This is a genomic window from Clostridium perfringens ATCC 13124 (assembly GCF_000013285.1).
Classification (GTDB): Bacteria; Bacillota; Clostridia; order Clostridiales; family Clostridiaceae; genus Sarcina; species Sarcina perfringens.
On the sequence record NC_008261.1, the window covers coordinates 1,650,954 to 1,671,638 of the forward strand.

Here is a 20,685-nt window from a genome sequence, read left to right on the forward strand (position 1 = left end):
ATAATCTACTTTACATTTTATTTATTATTATTTAATTTTATTCCTAAATTCTATTTATTTTCTTTTTTCCACTCATCTAATTGTCTTTGTAACTCAACTTTTATATCTTCTAGACCTGAATCATATAGCTTCTTATTTAACTTTTCTAAAGTCTCTTCAGTATCTACTGAACCAGTATATAAAGGTTTAATAAACTCTTCAAAAGCATTACTTACAGCTGACATTTGAGTTACAACTTTTTCTGTATCAAATTTAAATCCTAATATAGTTGAAGTTTTAGCCTTTTGGTTAAATTCCTCAAAAGCATCCCACTTATCTACTGGGTCACTATCTAAAACATAAGTATCAAATAAGTTTCCATAAGCCCAACTTGTAACACTATATGGTCCATTTGGATCTCTCTTTATTTGATTATCACTAACCTTTTCATAGTGAGTTCCCTCTATTCCAAACATTAATAGATTTCTTAATGTAGAATCTTTATTTACTAAGTTTATAAGTTCCATAGCCTTTTCTGGATGCTTAGATGTTGCTGATATAGCAGTCATAGCACCTGTAGTTGATGCATTTGTAACATATGAAGAAACTATTGATGAAGTTACAACCTCTCTACCTAAAGATTGACTCCATCCATTTTCAGCATATGGTTGTCCATCAGCCTTCCACACAAATCTCTTAACTTCATTTTTCATATTACTAACTGCTGCATCTTGATTTATATATCCTTTTTCATAGAATTCTCTTAATTTAGTGAAAAGATGTTTTAGCTCCTCTGTTTCATACATATTTTTAACTGTTAAGCTTTTATCATCATAGAAAATACCTAAGCCTGATGTTATATCCTCTATACCTTCTATAGGAATTCCATCTCCTTGAGTATAGAATGGAACAAAATCTGGTTCCTTTTCTTTTATAAGTGCAAGCCATGGTTCTAAATCATCAACGGAATGAATATCTTGGTAAGGAATATCATATTTCTCAACAAGTTCCTTATCAAATACCCACATAGGTGCTCCTGCTATTTCCTTTTGGTTTGGCACTGCATATATGTTTCCATCAACTTCTGCACCCTTCCAAAGTCTTTCATCAATAACATTCTTAAGATCTTTTCCATGACTATCTATAAGATCATTTAACTCTAAGAAAGCTCCCTTTCTTGCATTATCTAAGTATGGGAAAGCCCATGAACATGTAAATGCTAAATCATATTCTTCTCCTGAGTTAGCTATTACGTTCATTTTTTGACTATAATCACCAAAGTCAATATGTTTTATGTCTACAGTAGCATTTATTTTATCCTTTATATACTTATTTACCTCTTCCTCAACTAATTCTCCATCATTTTGTGGTTTACCGATTACATACCATACTAAGTTTACTGGTTTTTCTCCTTCTCCATCACTAGATGAAGCACTCCCCCCTGAGCCACATCCAGCTAAGATAGAAGATGTTCCAATTATTCCTCCTAATAATAAAGCGATCAGTTTTTTGTTTTTAAGCATTTTTCTTTTCCCCCTTAAATCAAACTAATAAGTCCTCATTATATATATATTGTATAAATCACTTTCTTATTCTTCTTTTTTCAACGTTTAACAAAACGTTTACAGAGAAATTTAATCAAAAGATTATAAAAGTGCTAACTTATTCTTTATTTTTGTAACCATTTCTTTTCATTTAAGACATAATTGCGTAACTTCTAAGGATTAAATTTTTTAATTTTAAGTATTATATTAAGAATTTATTGCTTCTTTTATTTTAATTATCATTTACGAGTATTTCATTTAAAATAAAATATAAAAACTATAAATAAAGTTCTACTCCTAAATTCAAGTTAAAATTACATTCACAATTATTCCATTATTTATTAACATTTCTAATTATGGTATAATTACATGGAAAATTTAAGTATTATATACACTATTTTAAACTTAAGAAAATAGGAGATGATTTTATGGCTGTAGCAATAGTTCAGCAGCAACAACAACCAAATGATAAGATTAATATTGACTTGTCTAATTCTAATGTTGCTGTGGTAAAAAGTAAAAAAGAAACTAATCCCCCTATAAAAGATGAAAAACAATCAAAGGATAAAGATAATTTAAAATCTGATAAAAAAACCGAGCCTAAAGTTGAAGAAAAAAAGCAAGATAAAAGTAACTCAAAGGAAGAAAATAAAGCTCAGGTAAAAACTGAGCCTAAAGTTAAAGAGGATAAAGACATAAAGAAAAGTTCTGAAGAAATTAAAGAAGAGGTAAAAAATCAAAAACCTGTTATAAAAGAAGTAAAATTACCTGTTGAAAAAGATTCAAAGAATTCTTCTGAAAATTTATCTAATAACTCAAGTAACTTTGCTTCAGATGTTAATAGAAGATTATATGAATATGAAAGTGTTAGAAGTAATCAATCTAATGCAATGAATGAAGCTATTCGTCTTCATAATGGAGACCCTAGCAACACTTGTGTTTTCTTCCAAGGTGCTTGTTTAAGAGCAATAGGAGTACCTGTTCCAAGTCATATTGGATACACTTCTAACCTTTGGAATTGGCTTGAAAATAATAACTGGGAAATGCATAGAGATTTTTCAAACATCCAAAAGGGAGATATTATCTTTGCAGGTGAATATCACACAATGTGTTTCATGGGATGGAAGGATAAAGCAAATGGTATTGCCTATGTAATGGGAAATGAAGCCTATACCTATGGAGATGCCTATGCTCATCGTAATTTAAATGGACAAGCTCCCACTAAAGAAAATGGATGGAATAGACAATATAGAGCTACAAGATACTACAAATATAAAGGAAATTCTTCAAAAAGTAATTCTGACATTGTAAAAACAAACATTGTAACATCAAAACCTGTTAGCTCAAAGGATCATAAATATACAGTTGAAGCCTTAAAGGGTACTGTAACAGCTAAGCAAGATGTTTATATTAATGAAAAACCCTTCCCTACTACTGAAGGAATTAAGCCTGTAGGACTAGCTAATGGAGGAGATAAATTAACTGTAACTGGTAGAGCCTCAAATGGATGGTATGAAGTTCTTTATAATGGCCAAAAAGCTTACATAAGTCATAGATATACTGACTTCTTAGAAGAAAAGGAAGCTCCATCTAAGTCCTCTGATTCTGTTACTCCTCTTGGCGTAGTTAAAACTAATACTTCAGATAAAAAATCTGATTCTAAAGAAGATAATAAAAAGATAGAAAGTTCTCTTAAAGACAAAGATGAAAAGGTGAACAAGGGATTTGAAGATTCTAAAGGTAAAACTGAAGATAAAAAAGTAGATGAATCTAAGGATAAAGCTACTAATAAAGTTGAATCAAATAAAGCTGAACAAGCTAAGCCTTCTGAATCTAGTAAGCCAGTTGAAGAAACTAAAAAAGATGAATTAAGTAAGACTTCTGAAACAGTTGCAAAAACTGCCTTTATAAAGGCTAATGGTGGTTTATGGCTACATTCTAGTAAGGATACTTCATACTCTTCTAGAGTAAATCTAATGAGTAATGGAGCTAAGGTTAATGTTTTAGAGGAAGATAACTCTTGGTTTAAGGTTGACTATAATGGAAATACAGGTTGGTGTTCAAGTAAATATGTAACTAATCCAGTTTCTTCTGAAAGTTCAACTAATAAAAAAGTAGAAGAAAATAAATCTACAGAACCTAAAAAAACTATGGAAGAAAATAAACCTAAGAAAGAAGCTGAAACAAGTAAACCTGCTTTAACAATTGTTAAAACTGCTTCTATAAAAGCTAATGGTGGACTATGGTTACACTCTTCTAAGGATTCATATATCTCTTCTAGATTAGCAATTATGGATAAGGGTGAAAAGGTTACAATCTTAGAGGAAAATGGAGATTGGTTTAAGGTTAACTATAATGGTAAAACTGGCTTCTGTGCAAGTAAGTACTTAAGTGAACCTACTACTTATGAAAAACCTGCTGAATCTAATAAGGTAGAGGAAGTTAAAAATACCTCTCCTAGTAAAGCTGTAGAAGAAAATAAACCTAAAAAGGAAGCTGAAACAAGTAAACCTACTTTAACAAATATTAAAAGAGCCTCTGTAAAAGCAAATGGTGGTTTATGGCTACACTCTACTAAGGATTCCTATGCATATTCTAGAATTACCATAATGAGTAATGGAGAAAAGGTTGATATTTTAGATGAAAGCGGATCTTGGTACAAGGTTAACTATAATGGAACTATGGGTTGGTGCTCAAACCAATTTTTAAGTAACCCAACTGTTATCTCTCAAAGCTCACAAAGTAAGCATGTAGAGGAAAATAAACCAGTTTATGAAAACAAAACAGTTGAAGTAAGCAAGCCAGTTACTAGTACAGTAAAAACAGCTTACATAAAAGCAAATGGAGGTTTATGGTTACACTCCTCTAAAGACTCCTATGCTTCTTCTAGAATAAGTATAATGAACAAAGGATCAAAGGTAAGAGTTTTAGAAGAAAGTGGTTCTTGGTTTAAAATTGACCACAATGGAAATATAGGTTGGTGTTCAAGTGAGTTCCTAACCAATCCAGTAACATCACAAAGTAATACTGTGGAAGAAAGTAAAACAGTTCATCTAGTTCAATCAAATACTAATGAAGCTTCATTAAGATCAGCCCATGTAAAAGCTAATGGAGGATTGTGGCTACACTCATCTAAAGACTCCTCTACTTCATCTAGATTAACTGTAATGGGTAATGGTCATAAGGTTGAAATCTTAGAAGAAAGTGGTTCTTGGTACAAAGTTAGATATAATGGAAACATAGGTTGGTGTGCTAAAGAATTTATAGCTTAAAAAAATTTGAACTTATAAAATTAATACTAGGATAATTTAGATCTTTTCTTGCTTCTAAGTATCCTAAATAAAACCTATAAAATCTTTTAAAAAAGGCCCATACTTAAAAAACTTTTAAGTATGGGCCCCTTTTCTCTTTAAAAACAAAAAAACTACTCCATAACAACTTTTATGCTATATAAATAATGGAACCCTAGATATATCTAGTTTTATCTACACTATGCTAAGTAGCCATCATTTTTATGGCATAGTTTAATAGAACTATAAAAAATTTAAACCTATTAAACTTCTAATTCAACCTTATATATTTCCTTATTGCTTATTGCTAATTCTTTCTCTACAGTATAGGCCTCCTCTATATCATAAAAAACCTTTCTATGCTCCTTTAAAAACTTCTTGTTTCCATCTTCAATATTAACCACGATATCCTTATTTATGTTTAGTAGCTCCTGCTCCTTTTCTGAGAGCCTTTTAGATATTATGATTTCTCCATTATCCTGAAAGCTTATTAAATGCTTATCAAATAAGGAATCATGATTTGGGCATAGTAAGAATCCATTAAAGGGATTTAGCTTTTCCTCTGGTGTACTTTTACTCCAAGGTTTTATATGGCTTGCTATTAAAAGCTCCTTATGAGCTAGTCCACAAATTTTACACTTACTCTCTCTTTTAAATAGTGCTTCTCTAAATTTGTTTTGATTTTTTCTAGCCTTAACAATCCTCTCTATAACTTCTCCCACTTCATTTATTTCTTCTATGGTTTTATTTTCAACATCTATATCTAGCCTTTCTAACTCAAAAAGAACATCATGACTATATTTAGTTTTCATTTCCACATCATATTTTATGGCTGTTTCCTTTGTAAATTTCAATCTAGGCACTCTTACACTAAGCTCTTTAGAATCTTCAAAGTCATTTATTTCATTTTTAAAAACTTCCTTCATTTTAGGTATTAACTTTGGCCAATTCATTCGTATTCTACCTTTGATTCCGCCTTCTATTTCAGCTTCAAAGGCTTCCCCTTTATATATAAGAGTTATTTTCTTCTTATCTCCATATTTAATATCTTCACATTCAAAGACCTTTCTAACCTTTATTGGTATATGGCTTCCCCTCTTAAATGAGGATTTATCTAAATCCTTTATGGCAAATTTATTATAAACATCATCATATTCCCATGATTTAATTCTATCCAAAGTAACTCTTCCCCCACTCACTAAAACAATATATGTTTTTATAAATTTATTCTTTTAAACTATCTTAAATAAACTACGAAGTGTATATTACCATTTCTTACTCCACATTCTATAATTATACAATATTTATTATTTTATGTAATTATAACATATGAAATTTTTAACATAAAATTCTATTTTAAATGAGTTTTCCTTTTAAATAGCTAAAAAATTAAGAGATATAGAAAATTTCTATATCTCTTGTATTAAAGCCAAAAATCTTTGTTTAAAACTAAATCATAAATTTTAAATATACTACTATAAATTATCTACAGCATACTGAGCTTCCTCTTCTGTAAATTTTTCTCCGTATTCTGAAACTAATTGATCATATATTGCACTTGGAGACATTGCCATAGTCTCTTGATATACTTTTGCTTTTTTTAATGCATTTTCTTTCCAATTTACATCTAAATTATCTACAGCATATTGAGCCTCTTCTGCTGTAAATTTCTCTCCGTACTCAGATGTTAATTGGTCATATAAGCCTGCTTTAGACATACTCATAGTATCACTATATACCTTTGCTTTTCTTAATGCAGACTTATATTCTTTTAGAACTTCCTCTTCTACCTTTTCTTCTTTTTCATCTACTTTTTCTTCATTTTCTTTAACCAAAACATCTTTTTCTTCGCCTTGATTATTACTAATTTCTTTATCTTGATTTTGCTCCACTTCACTTATAGTTTCATTATTAGCTACTGTTGAATCCTCATAACTTGATCCTCCTACAGCTCCAATTATTATAATTATTGCTAATACTATAAACCATGGTCTTTTATATATTGCTTTTTTATTTTTCGCCCCACATTCAGGACAAGTTTTAGCATTAGATGCTATTTCTTTAGAGCAAACTTTACATTTTTTCATCTTTGACATTTCAAATTTCCCCTTTAAATTAGATGTTTATAAATAATAAAATATTCATGTTAAAAACTTTTGTTACTATATATTTACATATAAACCAAAATAAATCAACTAACTTTAAGTTTAATTTAAAATATTTTTATTTTATTAAGAATAAAATCATAAAGTTTAATTAAAAGTTATATTTAACCATATATTTATTTAAGTTATTGACTCTATACTTATCTAGTTTTATTTCTTAATTAGTTTATTTAGGTTTTTTAATTATAAATTTTTAAGATACTCCTCATAATTCTTTCTAGCTTCTATTTCAGATTTCATTGCCTCATTAAAAAGCTCCTCCTCTGATTTAAATAATTTAGCTATTTTACTCTTACTATTTTTAAACTGGTTAAAATCAACATCATTAAGAATTCTATCTATATAAAATTCCCCATTCTTTTCAACTATATAGGCTGTATAATCATCCATTCCACCTGATATGGTATCACTATTTTTGTCAAACTTTATCTCAAATTTCCTATGGAAGTTTACCCTATATTCATTATCAGGCTCTTTTACAATACTTTTTATAGAAACCTTTGACATCTTCAATTCACTTTCTAAATTATACTTAAGTGTAGAATTAAAAGTTAAATTATATGTCTCTGCAACTTCCTTATTAGAAATTATCTCCTCACAATTAACCTCTTCTTTAGAATAATCAAAATCAACAAACTTAACTAAGAGTTCTTCAATAGGCTCCTTAATCCTTTCATCATAAGTAAGATCAATCCCTATGTTTTTATAATCCTTTATTTCCTTCTTAGCAATAATAAAAAATGATAAAGCTAAAAAAACTCCTAAACTTAAAATTGAAATAGTTACCCCAATTCCCTTTTTCATATCATATTCTTCCTTTTCTTTTTTATTTCTTATTTTCATATTTCATTTAAAACTATCTTTATTTTCTTTTAATTTCTTTTCTAACTTTTTCCTCTTTTAGTTTCACTTATATTTTATATCTGTTTTTCCCTTAATGTATAACAAAATTGTTAATTATACCCATCAAATAATAGTATTAAACTCTCTCATTCACCTCTAAATTGAACTTTCAATAGTTTTTTAACTTACTTTCACAAGTTTGTGACGGACTTTCAAAAAGCCCGTCATACTCTAAAACCTTGGTATGACTAGCTTTAGCCAAACCTTGTCAGACTTTTGCTATTTTTCACTCACTATATATAGGGTATTTAATAAATGTCTTTTTTTTATACTATTTTTTTATTTTCCCTATTATATAGGAGTAAAAAAAGTCCGTCAATTCCGTCAAAACCCTTGGTATCACTAAGAAAACTCTGACTCAAAATCCGTCACAAGTCCGTCACAACTCCGTCACTAAAGCATAAAAAGCTATATTTTTCCCTTTAAAATAAGCTTAAATAAAGTTTTTTTCTATCTTTAAAAAGCTGATTATACCCATTAAATAGTAATGCTATTAAATACTTTTCTTAAAACATCTAATTGAACTTTTAATAGTTTTTGAAAAACATAAAATCTTATTTTCACATAGTACTTTCCTTGCGCTTTCTTTAAAGCCCTGCAAAATTAAAGTAGTTTTATTAAGATGACAGGTTTAAAACTAAGCTGTCATAGCTTAAGCCCTTGGTATTACTCACTTTTGCCATGGTGTGACGCTATGACAAGTTTTTCTACCCCTTATATATAGGTATTTATATATTTTACTTATTTTTTATTGCTTTTTTTAATTCCCCCCCCTATATATAAATAGAAAAAGTCTGTCATGTATAGCACAACCATTGATATCACTATAATATCTCTGGCTCAAAATTGTCATTAATATGTCACTTACTCTGTCACTTAAATATAAAGACCTATAAATACTACCCTATTTCCTAATTAACACCTTTAAAATTTATGTAAATGTTGTATAATGATAAAATAAAGAATTAAGAGGTAAGGGAGATCTTGTTATGAATAATTATTTGACAGAGGAAAACGTTAGAAAGTTAAGAGAAGAGTTAGACTATAGAATGTCTGTTGTTAGAGCAAAGATTGCGAAAGAGAAACTTGAGGCAGCAGCCCATGGTGATAGATCAGAAAACGCTGAATATAAAGAGGCTTGTAGAAACTATAGAGAAAATGATAATAGAATACAATACCTTTTAACTATGATTTCAACAGCAATAATAGTTGATGAAGAAAGTAATGATAAATCTACACTAGGTCTTAACAGCAAAGCTAGAATTAAATTTGTTGAAGATGATGATGAGGATGTTGTTACTTTAGTTACAACTATGGATTTAGATTTAGAAAACATGTGTATAAGTATAGAATCAGATTTAGGAAAGGCCCTAATGGGTAAAAAGGTTGGAGATGTAGTAGAAGTTGAAGCTCCTGGTGGAAACTACACTGTAGAAGTATTAGAAATATTATAATAGACTTAGCTTAACTTATAAAAATAGTTTACTACTATATTGTACAGTAGAAATTTTTCTTTAAATTTAAAACTTATAAATTATGCTCTATTCTAATATTAAAAGAAAAATTTAAATTTTCTAATCCTAATTAATTATTAGCTATTTAAAATATTTCTTACTTAAAAATAATCTTTCTTTAAAATAAGTAAAGATGACTATATAAATAAGAAAACTTATAGATAGTATAAAAAGAAGGAATATGCTTACTTCTTAAAATCTATCTATAAGTTTTATATTTTTATCTTGATACAGCCACTTACTCTTTATTATCTAGCAGTTCTTAAAGTTATACTTTCCTTCTTTGAAAGTTCTCCATTAGAATATTTAGCAGCAATCTTGAAATTATAGATTGTATGTCTGTTTAATCCTTTAAATTTATATGATGTTTCTTCTGCACCTATTTCAGCTACCTTTTTGCCATCTTTATAAAGAGCATATCCTTCTAAGCCCTTTGTAGATTCTGGAGCACTCCAAGTAACAGTTACGTTCTTCTTAGCTATTTCTGAAGCCTCAAAATTATTCACAGGTCCATTAACTATTTCTCCTTCATTATTAACCTTCTCAAGAGAATTCATAGCTTCTTTTAATCTTGATGTAGCTTCATCTACCCCTTCCTTAGTAGCTTCTATATCATTGTTTAAGTCTTTTGCATGATTTAATGCCTCTTCAAATACTGTCCAGCTTTCAATTGTATAATCTTCTTTAATTAATTTACCAGCTTCTACTAAAGTTTTATTTAATTCTCTAGCTTCTACTAATCCTTCATAAGCTTTATTTAAATCACTTCTTAATCTATCTAATTGTGATAAATTAATCTTATCTAATGCATTTACTTTTTCTGCTACCTTAATATATCTATTAGCTGTTGCCTTAGTATAATCCTCTTTATTTATTTCCTTAACTAAAGCTTTTAATTCATTTATTTCATCCTCTGTTGCTTCCCTATCCTTCTTAGTAACACTTATTTCTCTTACAGCTGCAAAGTTTTGTCCATTAAATGTAGAAAGGGCTGTTAATTTAATTCCACTTGCTTTTATAGCTTCATCTAACTCTATTTTTTCCTTAACTCCATCTGTGAATTCTCCTTCTTTAACAAATGCCCATTCTCCATTTATATTAGCCTCTAACTTATATCCTTTAATTGAACCATTTATTTCTTTTCCACGAGATAATACATTAACTGTATCAAAGTCTAATTCTTCACCAAAATCTACAGAAAGCCAATGATTTCCACTATGATTATCTCCACCAACATAATTTGTATGCCATAAAGTAGATTCATTTCCATCAATAGCATATGAAGCAGGACCATCATTGCCACTTGGTGGGTTCATTTCTGAACAAGCACTTGTAGCCCAATTTTCTCTGCTATACTCAATTATGTCAGAACCTTCATAAGAATTATAAAGTTCTTTTGCTTCATCATAGTATATTGAACTATTTCTTAATTCAATATCTCCTATAACTCCAGTAAAGTTATTATCAGAAACCATAATTGTTCCACCATTTATCTCTTGATTTATTAATGACTTATCATATACAGAATTCATTAATTCACCATCAATATAAACTTTAAGAACTCCGTTAACCTCTCTAACTGCAGATATATGATGTAATTTTCCATCATTTACTTTACCAACAAAAGTTGATTCAGTTGAAGTTTCTACATATTCATTAGTTCCAAAAGTTCCATGAGCCTTTTCTGTAACAGTAGTTACTTCTGACTTTGAAGTAAGATTTAAATCTTTAACTTTGAAGTTTACATATCCTTCTTCATCAATTGATAGCTTTATTTCCTCTCCTTGGCTTAATAAGTTTACATTAGATGATGTAGTATTAATAGCCATAGATATTGCAAAATCAGTTTTTCCTTTAAAGCTTTCATTTGTATCAACCTCATAAGCTTTATTCATTTCTAAGAAGTATGTGTCTGAATTTCCATTATACTTCTTATTTATATTTTCTCCACCTATTAATTCCTCTCCACTTTGTACTGAAACAATTTTTCCATTATTATAAACAGGAATTGTTAAACTTGTTGTAAGTGGATTTTGAAGAGCATCTCTTTCTCCATTAATATTTAATTTAGCCTCTCCTTGAAGTTTATTAGAAGTACTTATAACCACTGTTCTATAATCATCTAATAATTTAGATTCAATAATTTCATTTCCTTCAACTGAATAAACTCCTTCTCCATTTTCAACACGCTCATTGTACTTAATAGTTATTTCATTTTCTCCAGTTACCTTAGCAGAAACTATTTCAGAAGCTTTATTATCTACCTTTCCATATTGAAGTATTCTAGTTTCATATGGCTCTAAAGTTACAGTTATACTATCTCCATAAGATACTGATCCTATATCACCAACTTTATATGGTAATACTTGATTTCCTTTAAGATTTGATACTGACTTTGGAACTCCTACTATATCAATTAACTCTAAAGTATACTCTTTAGTCTCTCCCGTTGGATTTCTAAATGAAACTATACCTTCATTGCCATCCCATGCAGAATATCCATAAACACCCTCTGTAGCTCTATGTCCGAATAACTTAGCCTTTTCTAAAACATTAAAATTATTTTCCACAAAGTCTAAAACATCTGCATTAACTTTCCACTTTTCATCATCCATTATTGATGGTGAGTAATATAATTCCCAGAATGCTGTTCCACGAACTGCATTAGCAAATAAGAAATCTCTAAAGTCCTCTGTAGTTGCAAAACTTCCATCAGATACACCATATATTGGCTCATGGTTATATATATTCTTTGCAGGGAATTGTATTTGGTTTGATTTATAAATATCATGATAAACAGCATCTCTATAAGTTATTTTTTGTTGATGTCTTGAACCTGTACCAGCTTCTCCTGTATCTTGTGAATTTTGTATCCATACAGTATTTACCCATTGAAGAATCCATGGACTTAAGTTTACATAACAAGTTGCATTTATAAATAGGTCCTTTCCTTCTTCTGCTCTACTAGCTCTCATTGTTTCCCAAGCATCTGTCCACTTTTCCCATAGGTCTGTTGTATAATACATATTGTTGTGTCCACCAGTCATGTGATCATGATTTTCACTTGTACAAGGTCTAAGAGCAAATCCATCTAGTTTCCAATAATCTATATCAAATCTCTCTTGGTAATCCAAGAAAAGACTTGTTAAATTCTTAATATACCTATCTGAACCAACGCAAACATTTACCCCATTATTAGTTTGAGCATATCCAGTTCCCATTTTTTCTAAGTATCTTGCAAAACCACCATAGAAATTATATCCTCCTTGTGGTCCAAGCCATAATCCAAATTTTGATTGAAATTTACTTGTTAACTCTGTAGATGTATATAACTCATTAGGAAACTTATCATTAAACTCCCAAAATCCAGTTCTATTCATACTATTTCCAGCTTGTTCTTTTGAAATATTAGGGTTAAATTCTGGATCTCTATAGTTATGCCATCCATCGTCTACTACATAAGAATCAATTGGTTCCACTCCATTTTCTGTTAATCCTTTTTCTGTTCCATAGAAAGATTTAGAAATACTTTCATCAGTTATTGTAAGCATATTATCATACCATGAATTATATTGCTTTCTAAAATCAGTTGGTGTAGCTATTTCTGATATATATTCAAAGAAATCAGTTTGAACAACATCTGTATCTACTCCCTTAGCAGCTCCCACAACATTTTGCCATGATACAAACTTTCCATCTGTAGTTAATTGATTATCCCTTTCTAACTCTTCAAAACTTTTACCACTATAATATCTAATTTGCATTCCATCATTCACTACATCAGTATCTGTAGCTGGGAATTCTGATCCAAAGAACATACCATTGGCATAAATAGGCTGCCCTAGCATCAATTCATTTTTTCCTATTAATATGGAAGTTACATCTTCTAAATCTGGATGGGACCATAAAGTATCCTTTATGCCATCTTCTAATATAAAGTGATCTAAATCAATATAATCTATCTTTGCATTTTCATTATTAGTTTTGATTTCAAGGAAAGATCTCATATAGTGGTCATCATTTTCAAGAACAGTAACCATATCTATATCATACTCAGTTCCATTAAAATCATATGGCTCATATGAAATAGTAAGCTTTTTCCCATTTTCAATATCTTCTATCTTTGTAGAGGAAGTATCTATTGTTAAATCACTTGATTTAATGGCAGTTTTAGGTGCTATTGGTTCCTCTGGTTTTTCATATTTATCTGAATATAAATTTATTTCTGCTCCTGAAAACTCCTGTGTATTGCCTAAGGCATCTGATAATTGATCTATTCTTATATATCTACTTTCATAAGTTTTATCAAAATTACCATAAACAACATCTCCTACATTGTGAAGATTACCTTCTTGATGCAAGTTAAAGTCTTCTCTAGTAAACTCACCCTCTCCAGCTTCTGTCCAATTTTCTCCATCTTCACTTACATAAAGCTTGTACTGTCCCATAGTTCCATTTTTGCCATAATTAGCATCAGTAAATCCAGGTCTTTTTTGGTAAGAAAATGAAGATACTGTTTTAACTTCTCCTAAATCGATTTTTAATGATGTTGGATAACCAGTTATATTATAACTATCTATATAAGTATTTTTATCTCCATCGAATAATTTTTCAATATCTGTAGCTGGATATGCTGTTCCACTATTAGCTGTAAGGGTTGCATTCCAGTTAGCTCTATCTAAAACTTCCTTTGGAGAATTAGCTTCTACTTCTGGTAAATCAGAATTTTCTTGTATTGTATTTATAATAAAATCTTCTGAACCTAATTGTGGAACTAAAGTAGTATTTGCTCTGCTATTTTCTATTTCACTTGTTAATACCTTCCCGTTTTCAATAGAAAACTCTCTAGAAATGTACTCGTTTCCAATAGTGATTTTATCTTGGCTCTTACTAGCTACAACATCCTCTACCTTGGATCCATTTGCTAATACTGATAATGGTGCTGTGTTAGTTAGAGCCACACTGAGCCCTAATGTTAAAGATAATGATTTTTTTGAAAGTTTATTAACTTGCACTTCTTTCCCCCCTATTAATTTAATTAAAGTTTCTACATAAAATAGGTTTTTCTAAAACACTACTATTTTAATTTATACCTTTATAATGTATATGATAAATTCAGAAAATTATGAGATTATAATATAATTGTGTAATATAAAATCTCTTCTTTACTTAATCTTTTAACAATAGACTTTTTTTAAATGTTCTATTTTTAAAACATCTATTTTATAATGTATTTATTACTAAATTTTAGAAAAAGAAGGAAGGTTTATTTTATGAAAAAAGATACTACTCTTGGTGCTTCTATTGGCTCTACTGACTTTCATTATCTCCAAAAAGATTATGATGAAATAAAGAAATTAAACTTAAATACTTGGAATGAGGTAGCTTGGATAGGAGATGAACTTAATTCTAAAATTGTTATGTGGACAAACTCCTCTCCTGTTAATAATGTTACCCTTTCTTCAAGTGACTTTATAAATGAAAATGGGGATTTAATCTCTTCAAATAATATTAAGATTTCTTGGCTTAAAGAAACCTTAGCTAATATAGGACGTAGTAATCCTTCTGCTCCCCTTGAACCTTTCCCAGATATTATTCATAATTCTGGTTCACTAAATATAGAAAAAAATAAAATAGCCTCTGCTTGGATTAATATAAAAATTCCTAGGAATGCAAAACCTGGAATTTATAATGGTTCTATTGAGGTCACTGCTGATGAATTAGAAAAATCCTATACTTTTGATTATTCCTTTGAAGTTTTAAACTTAGTACAACCTCTTCCAAGTGAAACAAATACTCAAATTGAATTTTGGCAACATCCTTACACCATAGCAAGGTATTATAAAATATGCAAAGAAGATTTATTTACAGAAAAGCATTTTAAATATTTAAGAGGTAATCTTAAAGAGTATAGAAATATGGGAGGACGTGGTGTTATAGCTACTATAGTTCATGAAGCTTGGAATCATCAATCTTATGATAGTGACCCTTCAATGATTAAGTGGAGAAAAAACTCCTATGGCACCTTTGAATTTGACTACTCTCACTTTGATAAGTGGATTCAACTTAATATAGACTTAGGAATTCTAGATCCTGAAAAGGGCTTTGGCCAAATAAAGTGTTATAGTATTGTCCCTTGGAATAATAGAATTCAGTACTTTAATGAAGCTACTAATAAAGAAGAAGCCATAAATCCAACCCCTGGTAGTGATCTTTGGATAAACATTTGGACACAATTTTTAACTTCATTTATGTCTCATCTTGAAGAAAAGGGTTGGTTTAACATAACTTATATTTCAATGGATGAAAGAAGTATGGATGATTTAAAAGCTTGTGTTGATTTAATTGAAAACATAACAAATAACTCTTATGAGCATTTTAAAATTTCTTCTGCCATGGATTATGAAAGTGGAAATGACTACTCCTTCTTAGATAGAATAGATGATATATCAATTGGATTATCCCATATAAATCATAATTCTGATGATATGAAAAATATGGCTACTCATAGACAAGAACTTGGATTATTAACTACAATATACACCTGTACTGGAGATTATCCAAGTAGTTTCACTATAAGTGATCCTTCTGAAGGTGCCTTTACTATTTGGTATTCCCTATACCAAAACACCAATGGCTTTTTACGTTGGTCATGGGATGGTTGGGTTGAAAACCCTTTAGAAAATGTTTCTTACAAATATTGGGAACCTGGAGACCCTTTTCTTATATACCCAGCAGAAAAGGATAGTATAGGTAAAACCTTTTATTCTACTCCTAGATTAGAAAAATTAAAAGAAGGTATAAGAGATATAAACAAAGCTAAATACCTTATGGAAAAGGCTCCAAACTTAAAGAATTCTATAGAAAATTTAATCTACTCTCTAAAAAGACCTAATAAAGGAGAAAATGCCTATGGCTCTGCAGTAGCAGCTTCTAAGGAAGATAGAGATTTAACTATCTCAGAAGCAAATAGAATTAAAAATGGCATAAATAACTTTGCAAGAGAATTTATTTCATTAACTATGGAAACCTTGTAGTTAATCTACTTAGAAATTTTCACCCTTTAGAAATCAATAAAAATAGACGTGTATCAAAGTAAGTTTTATTATTATACTTTGATACACACCCCTTTTATACAACTTATTTTTTATTTAAAAGATTATTCTCCTAAGATCTTACCCATAACTATTTGGATATCAGCTTTATCTACTACTCCATCTTTGTTTATATCAGATTTTTCACTTAAAGCATTTCCTGATATAATCTCTCCTTGATATTTAGATACTATGGATAAATCTCCTACATTTATAGAACCATCCTCATTAATATCTGCTGACCCTTCAGATTCTTCTAATACATAATTTACAGTATAGATGTTTTTAGCACCAGATTCTGAACGAGCAATGATTATTGATTTATTATTATGAACTGGTAATATAGTTATAGCCACATTTTCTTCCCCTGAAGCTTCTACAGTTTTAGGTAATTCTTTTAAATTAACTGTATATTCATTAGTATCAGGATTAAATCCTTCTAAGGCTTCGCCATCTAATTTTATTTCAGATAATTTATTACCTTCATTAGCACTTACTTGTGGTACATACTCATATACTGCAACCTCTGATAATCCAATACACTTACCTACTTCAGGTTGTTGCATATAAACACGAATACTATCAGTATTTATTACTTTATCTAAGAAATAAGTTGTTTCTCCAGCAAGGTATGATACCTCTGTTGTATTTGAATGAGTAACTACCTCATATTCACCAGCCTCATTTTTATAACTTATTTCTACTTTCTTAGGAATTCTTCCATAAATATTATCAGTAAATAACCATAAATCTAATCTATCAATATTATATTTATTTTCCCAATCTAATTGAACATATGCCCCTTTAGGTTCACCATTTACAGTTAAATCTCTTTCATTCCAGTTTGTCCAACGTTCTCTTGTATCTGTACCATTATTAGTTATTCCATTATTAATAGAATTTAAATTATCAGCTTGAGAAACGCAACTTTGACTTAAAGCAGGAACATCTTTATTAGTATCCTTATTTATAGCTAAGTTAGCAGCAGCTTTTAAAGCTTCAACTACACGCACTGTTGAAGTAACAGTATATGTCTTACCTAATAAGGATACTTCTCCTAAAACTTCAACTGTTGTATTAGGCTCAGAGAAATCTACGCCTTCTAAATTCCAATCCACTTTAAACTCTTCACTTTCATTTCCATCAGCTAAATATCCTTTAACAGTCTTAGGAAGTGTTGGAGTTTGTCCAGCATAAGTAAATGTTGAGTAATTTTCCATTGAAACCACATCACCAATTACATGGACATTTACATTTACAGCCACATCTGTTCCTTCTAATTTACCATTTATCTTAAATACTTGAGGAGTATTTAATTGTGATTCATCATAATCATTCCATGAAATATTAAAAGTCTCAGTTGTTCCATCACTGTATCTTCCTTCTACTGTACTTGGTAACTCTGGCTTTTCATTTAAATTAACATAGTAGTCTTTAACTATTTCATAAGATTCTAAGAACTTATCTTCTCCAGCATTATTTACAGTATTAATTTCTATAGATTGAGATTGTAATCCCTCACCTGAAACATTTAATCTTATATTTCCAGCATCCTTAGTTGATTGAACTATTACTAATGCCTTACCACTTAATGCTTTTCTAGAAGCTTCTGTATCACTTGTAGGTTTATAAGAATCTGTATCAGTTTGATCTCCATTGTCAACACCTACAATTTTTCCATTTCCTTCTAACTCAAAATTTAATCTGTTATCTGCATTTTGAACTATATTGCCATTTTCATCAACAATATCTACAGTAATATAAGATAAATCATATCCATCTGAATCAATAGTATCTCTATCTGCACTTAATCTTACAGTAGAAGCCTCTCCAGTTGTTTTCACTGTATTTCTTCCCTCTGTATTTGTGATTTCATTTCCTTCTTTGTCATATGCCCTAGCAGTTAATGTACCCTCTTTATAAGGAACATTAAATACTGGATACAATGAATCATTTCCAAAAGTATAGTATTTATATCCTGCATCAGTTGTATGCTCAGTTGAAGTTTGCTCCCCAATCTTTTCATCATTTAGATATAATTCAACTTTGTGAGCATCAGTAAATACGTTTACTTCAACATTTCCATTTTCTATAACTATATCTTCTCTGTTCCACGTTGGAAGTACATGTAATGTATTTACATCATCATTCCATTGACTTTGATATAAATAATAAATATCTTTTTCAAATCCTGCAGTATCAACTATACCAAAGTAACTTGATTTTGGAGCTGCTCCATTACCTCCACCAACTGTACCTGTACCAGTACCATTCCAAGGAGTAGGCTCTCCTATATAGTCAAATCCTGTCCAAACAAATTCTCCAGCATTATAATCATTTTTGATTACAAACTTCCAAGCATCACTAGCTGAATGTCCCCAACCAACTCTTGTTTGATTATTATCATACTCTGAAATACGATGATTACTATAATCTATTCCCTTTGTTTTATAATATCCTCTAGTGTGTATTGCACTACTAGTTTCAGAAGCATATAATGTCCAATCTGGATGGTTTGCTCTTTGCTGTGCAACCTGTGCTTCATTTGCATAGTTAAAACCAACTAATCCATCATTGTCATCAACCACCTCTGAAATAGCCTCTGCTGTTCTATCTCCATTTTTAGTTCTATTATCTCCTATAGTAACATGTCTTGTTTCATCCTCATCCTTAATCCAATCAATTATATTTTGAGCTACGTTAGTATAATTAGATGCACTTCCACTAATTCCTTCTAATACCTCATTACCTATTGACCACATTATTATAGATGGGTTATTCTTAGAGTTTTTAACCATAGATCTAGCTTCAAACTCTCCCCATGTCATTTCTGGAGAACCATTTAAAATTTCATTATCTTCTCCTATTACTTCATTAAAATACTTAGAAAAGTCATTTACATTTCCGTTCTTTGGATTTGTCCATGTGTCAAAGGCCTCATTAATAACCAACAATCCTAAACGATTACAAATTTCTAATAACATTTCACTAGCAGGATTATGAGAAACACGGATTGCATTTACTCCCATTTCCTTCATTTTCTCCATTTGACGCTCTACTGCACGATAATAAGATGCTGCTCCTAAAGCTCCTTGGTCATGGTGCATACAAACACCTTTTAACTTTATATTTTCTCCATTTAAAGAGAATCCAGTATCTTTGTCAAAATTATAATATCTAAAACCAAAATCAGTAAAATAAGTATCTATAACATTTCCATCTACTAATACTTCACTTTTTACCTTATACATATTTGGATTATCAACTGACCATAAACCTGGATTATTTACAATAGCAGTTTGATTGAAAGTATAACTTTCATTAGCTCCTATACTTTTTTCATTTATTACTGACTCACTAACTTCTTCTCCCTTAGAATTTACTACTGTACTTTTTACAGTAACCATAGAATTGTCTTTGGACTCGTTTTCAACTATAGTCTCAATAGCTACATCTACGTCTCCATCTTTTTGCTCTTCAAGTTTTGGAGTAGTAACTGTTGTTCCTGCATGGGCAACATGAATAGAATCTGTTACACTTAAAGTTACATCACGATAAATTCCACTTCCAGAATACCATCTACTAGTTGGCACTGGGTTAGATACCTTAACAGCAATTATATTTTCAGTTTGTCCATCACATATTAAAGCTTCAGTAATATCAAAGGCAAAAGAAGTGTATCCATAATTATGCTCACCAACCTTTTTACCATTTACATATACTTCAGCATTCATATATACGCCATCAAAGTTTAATGTAAAATCCTTACCATTATACTTTTCAGGAACTACAAAGGCTTTACGATACCATCCAGTTCCTCCTAATAAGAATCCACTTTCAGCTTCCCCTTCAACAGTAAAATCTCCTTCAATACTCCAATCATGAGGTAAGTTTAGTCCTCTCCATGAAGAATCATCAAAGTCTACCCCTTCAGCACCAGAAGGATCTCCCTTAAAAAACTTCCAGTTTTGATTGAATATTGTTGATCTCTCTCCATCTTTTATGAATCCAACATTTACTGTTTCAGATTCAGGAATTTGTCTTGTTTCAGCCATTACTAAGGTAGGTGCTAAGGTTAAAGCAAATGCAATTGCTGCTCCTAAAGCTGTCCCCCTTTTGTTAAATGATTGCATATTAATTTCCCCCCTTATTAAATATACATATAAGCTATTTTACTTATTTTAACTTATATGTAT

General features: G+C 30.1%; 9 protein-coding genes. 3 read left to right on the forward strand and 6 right to left on the reverse strand.

Features of this window, described 5'->3' with window-relative positions; genetic code table 11:
- Window positions 1-50: 50 nt before the first annotated feature.
- Entirely contained in the window at window positions 51-1,502 is a 1,452-nt protein-coding gene (locus CPF_RS07135) for an ABC transporter substrate-binding protein (protein ID WP_011590717.1), read from the reverse strand.
- A gap of 449 nt (window positions 1,503-1,951) precedes the next feature.
- On the opposite strand from CPF_RS07135, the gene CPF_RS07140 reads away from it, so the two are divergent.
- Window positions 1,952-4,795, forward strand: coding sequence for an SH3 domain-containing protein (locus CPF_RS07140; protein ID WP_011590718.1), 2,844 nt, complete (start codon window positions 1,952-1,954; stop codon window positions 4,793-4,795).
- Window positions 4,796-5,076: 281 nt separating this feature from the next.
- On the opposite strand, the gene CPF_RS07145 is transcribed toward CPF_RS07140, so the two are convergent.
- The 3 genes from CPF_RS07145 to CPF_RS07155 form a co-directional block, all read right to left on the reverse strand.
- Window positions 5,077-5,991, reverse strand: coding sequence for an HNH endonuclease (locus tag CPF_RS07145; RefSeq protein ID WP_011590719.1), 915 nt, complete (start codon window positions 5,989-5,991; stop codon window positions 5,077-5,079).
- Window positions 5,992-6,288: 297 nt separating this feature from the next.
- Window positions 6,289-6,909 carry an Ltp family lipoprotein gene (locus CPF_RS07150; protein ID WP_011590720.1) on the reverse strand — a complete coding sequence of 207 codons (621 nt, stop codon included), beginning with the start codon at window positions 6,907-6,909 and terminating at the stop codon, window positions 6,289-6,291.
- A gap of 252 nt (window positions 6,910-7,161) precedes the next feature.
- The gene (locus CPF_RS07155) at window positions 7,162-7,821 is read right to left on the reverse strand and encodes a hypothetical protein (RefSeq protein WP_003473455.1); all 660 of its coding nucleotides are present in this window, start codon (window positions 7,819-7,821) and stop codon (window positions 7,162-7,164) included.
- 1,049 nt (window positions 7,822-8,870) lie between these two features.
- Here CPF_RS07155 and greA point away from each other — a divergent pair.
- A complete protein-coding gene (gene greA, locus CPF_RS07160) occupies window positions 8,871-9,335 on the forward strand; it encodes a GreA/GreB family elongation factor (RefSeq protein WP_003452135.1) in 465 nt (154 codons plus the stop codon).
- Window positions 9,336-9,643: 308 nt separating this feature from the next.
- On the opposite strand, the gene CPF_RS07165 is transcribed toward greA, so the two are convergent.
- The gene (locus CPF_RS07165; protein ID WP_011590722.1) at window positions 9,644-14,410 is read right to left on the reverse strand and encodes a discoidin domain-containing protein; all 4,767 of its coding nucleotides are present in this window, start codon (window positions 14,408-14,410) and stop codon (window positions 9,644-9,646) included.
- Between the two features lie 258 nt (window positions 14,411-14,668).
- Between CPF_RS07165 and CPF_RS07170 the strand changes: the two genes are divergently transcribed.
- Window positions 14,669-16,432: a DUF4091 domain-containing protein gene (locus CPF_RS07170; protein WP_011590723.1), complete on the forward strand. Its 1,764-nt coding sequence runs from the start codon at window positions 14,669-14,671 to the stop codon at window positions 16,430-16,432.
- 122 nt (window positions 16,433-16,554) lie between these two features.
- Here CPF_RS07170 and CPF_RS07175 read toward each other — a convergent pair whose 3' ends face one another.
- The gene (locus tag CPF_RS07175; RefSeq protein ID WP_011590724.1) at window positions 16,555-20,622 is read right to left on the reverse strand and encodes a glycoside hydrolase family 2 TIM barrel-domain containing protein; all 4,068 of its coding nucleotides are present in this window, start codon (window positions 20,620-20,622) and stop codon (window positions 16,555-16,557) included.
- Window positions 20,623-20,685 lie beyond the last annotated feature (63 nt).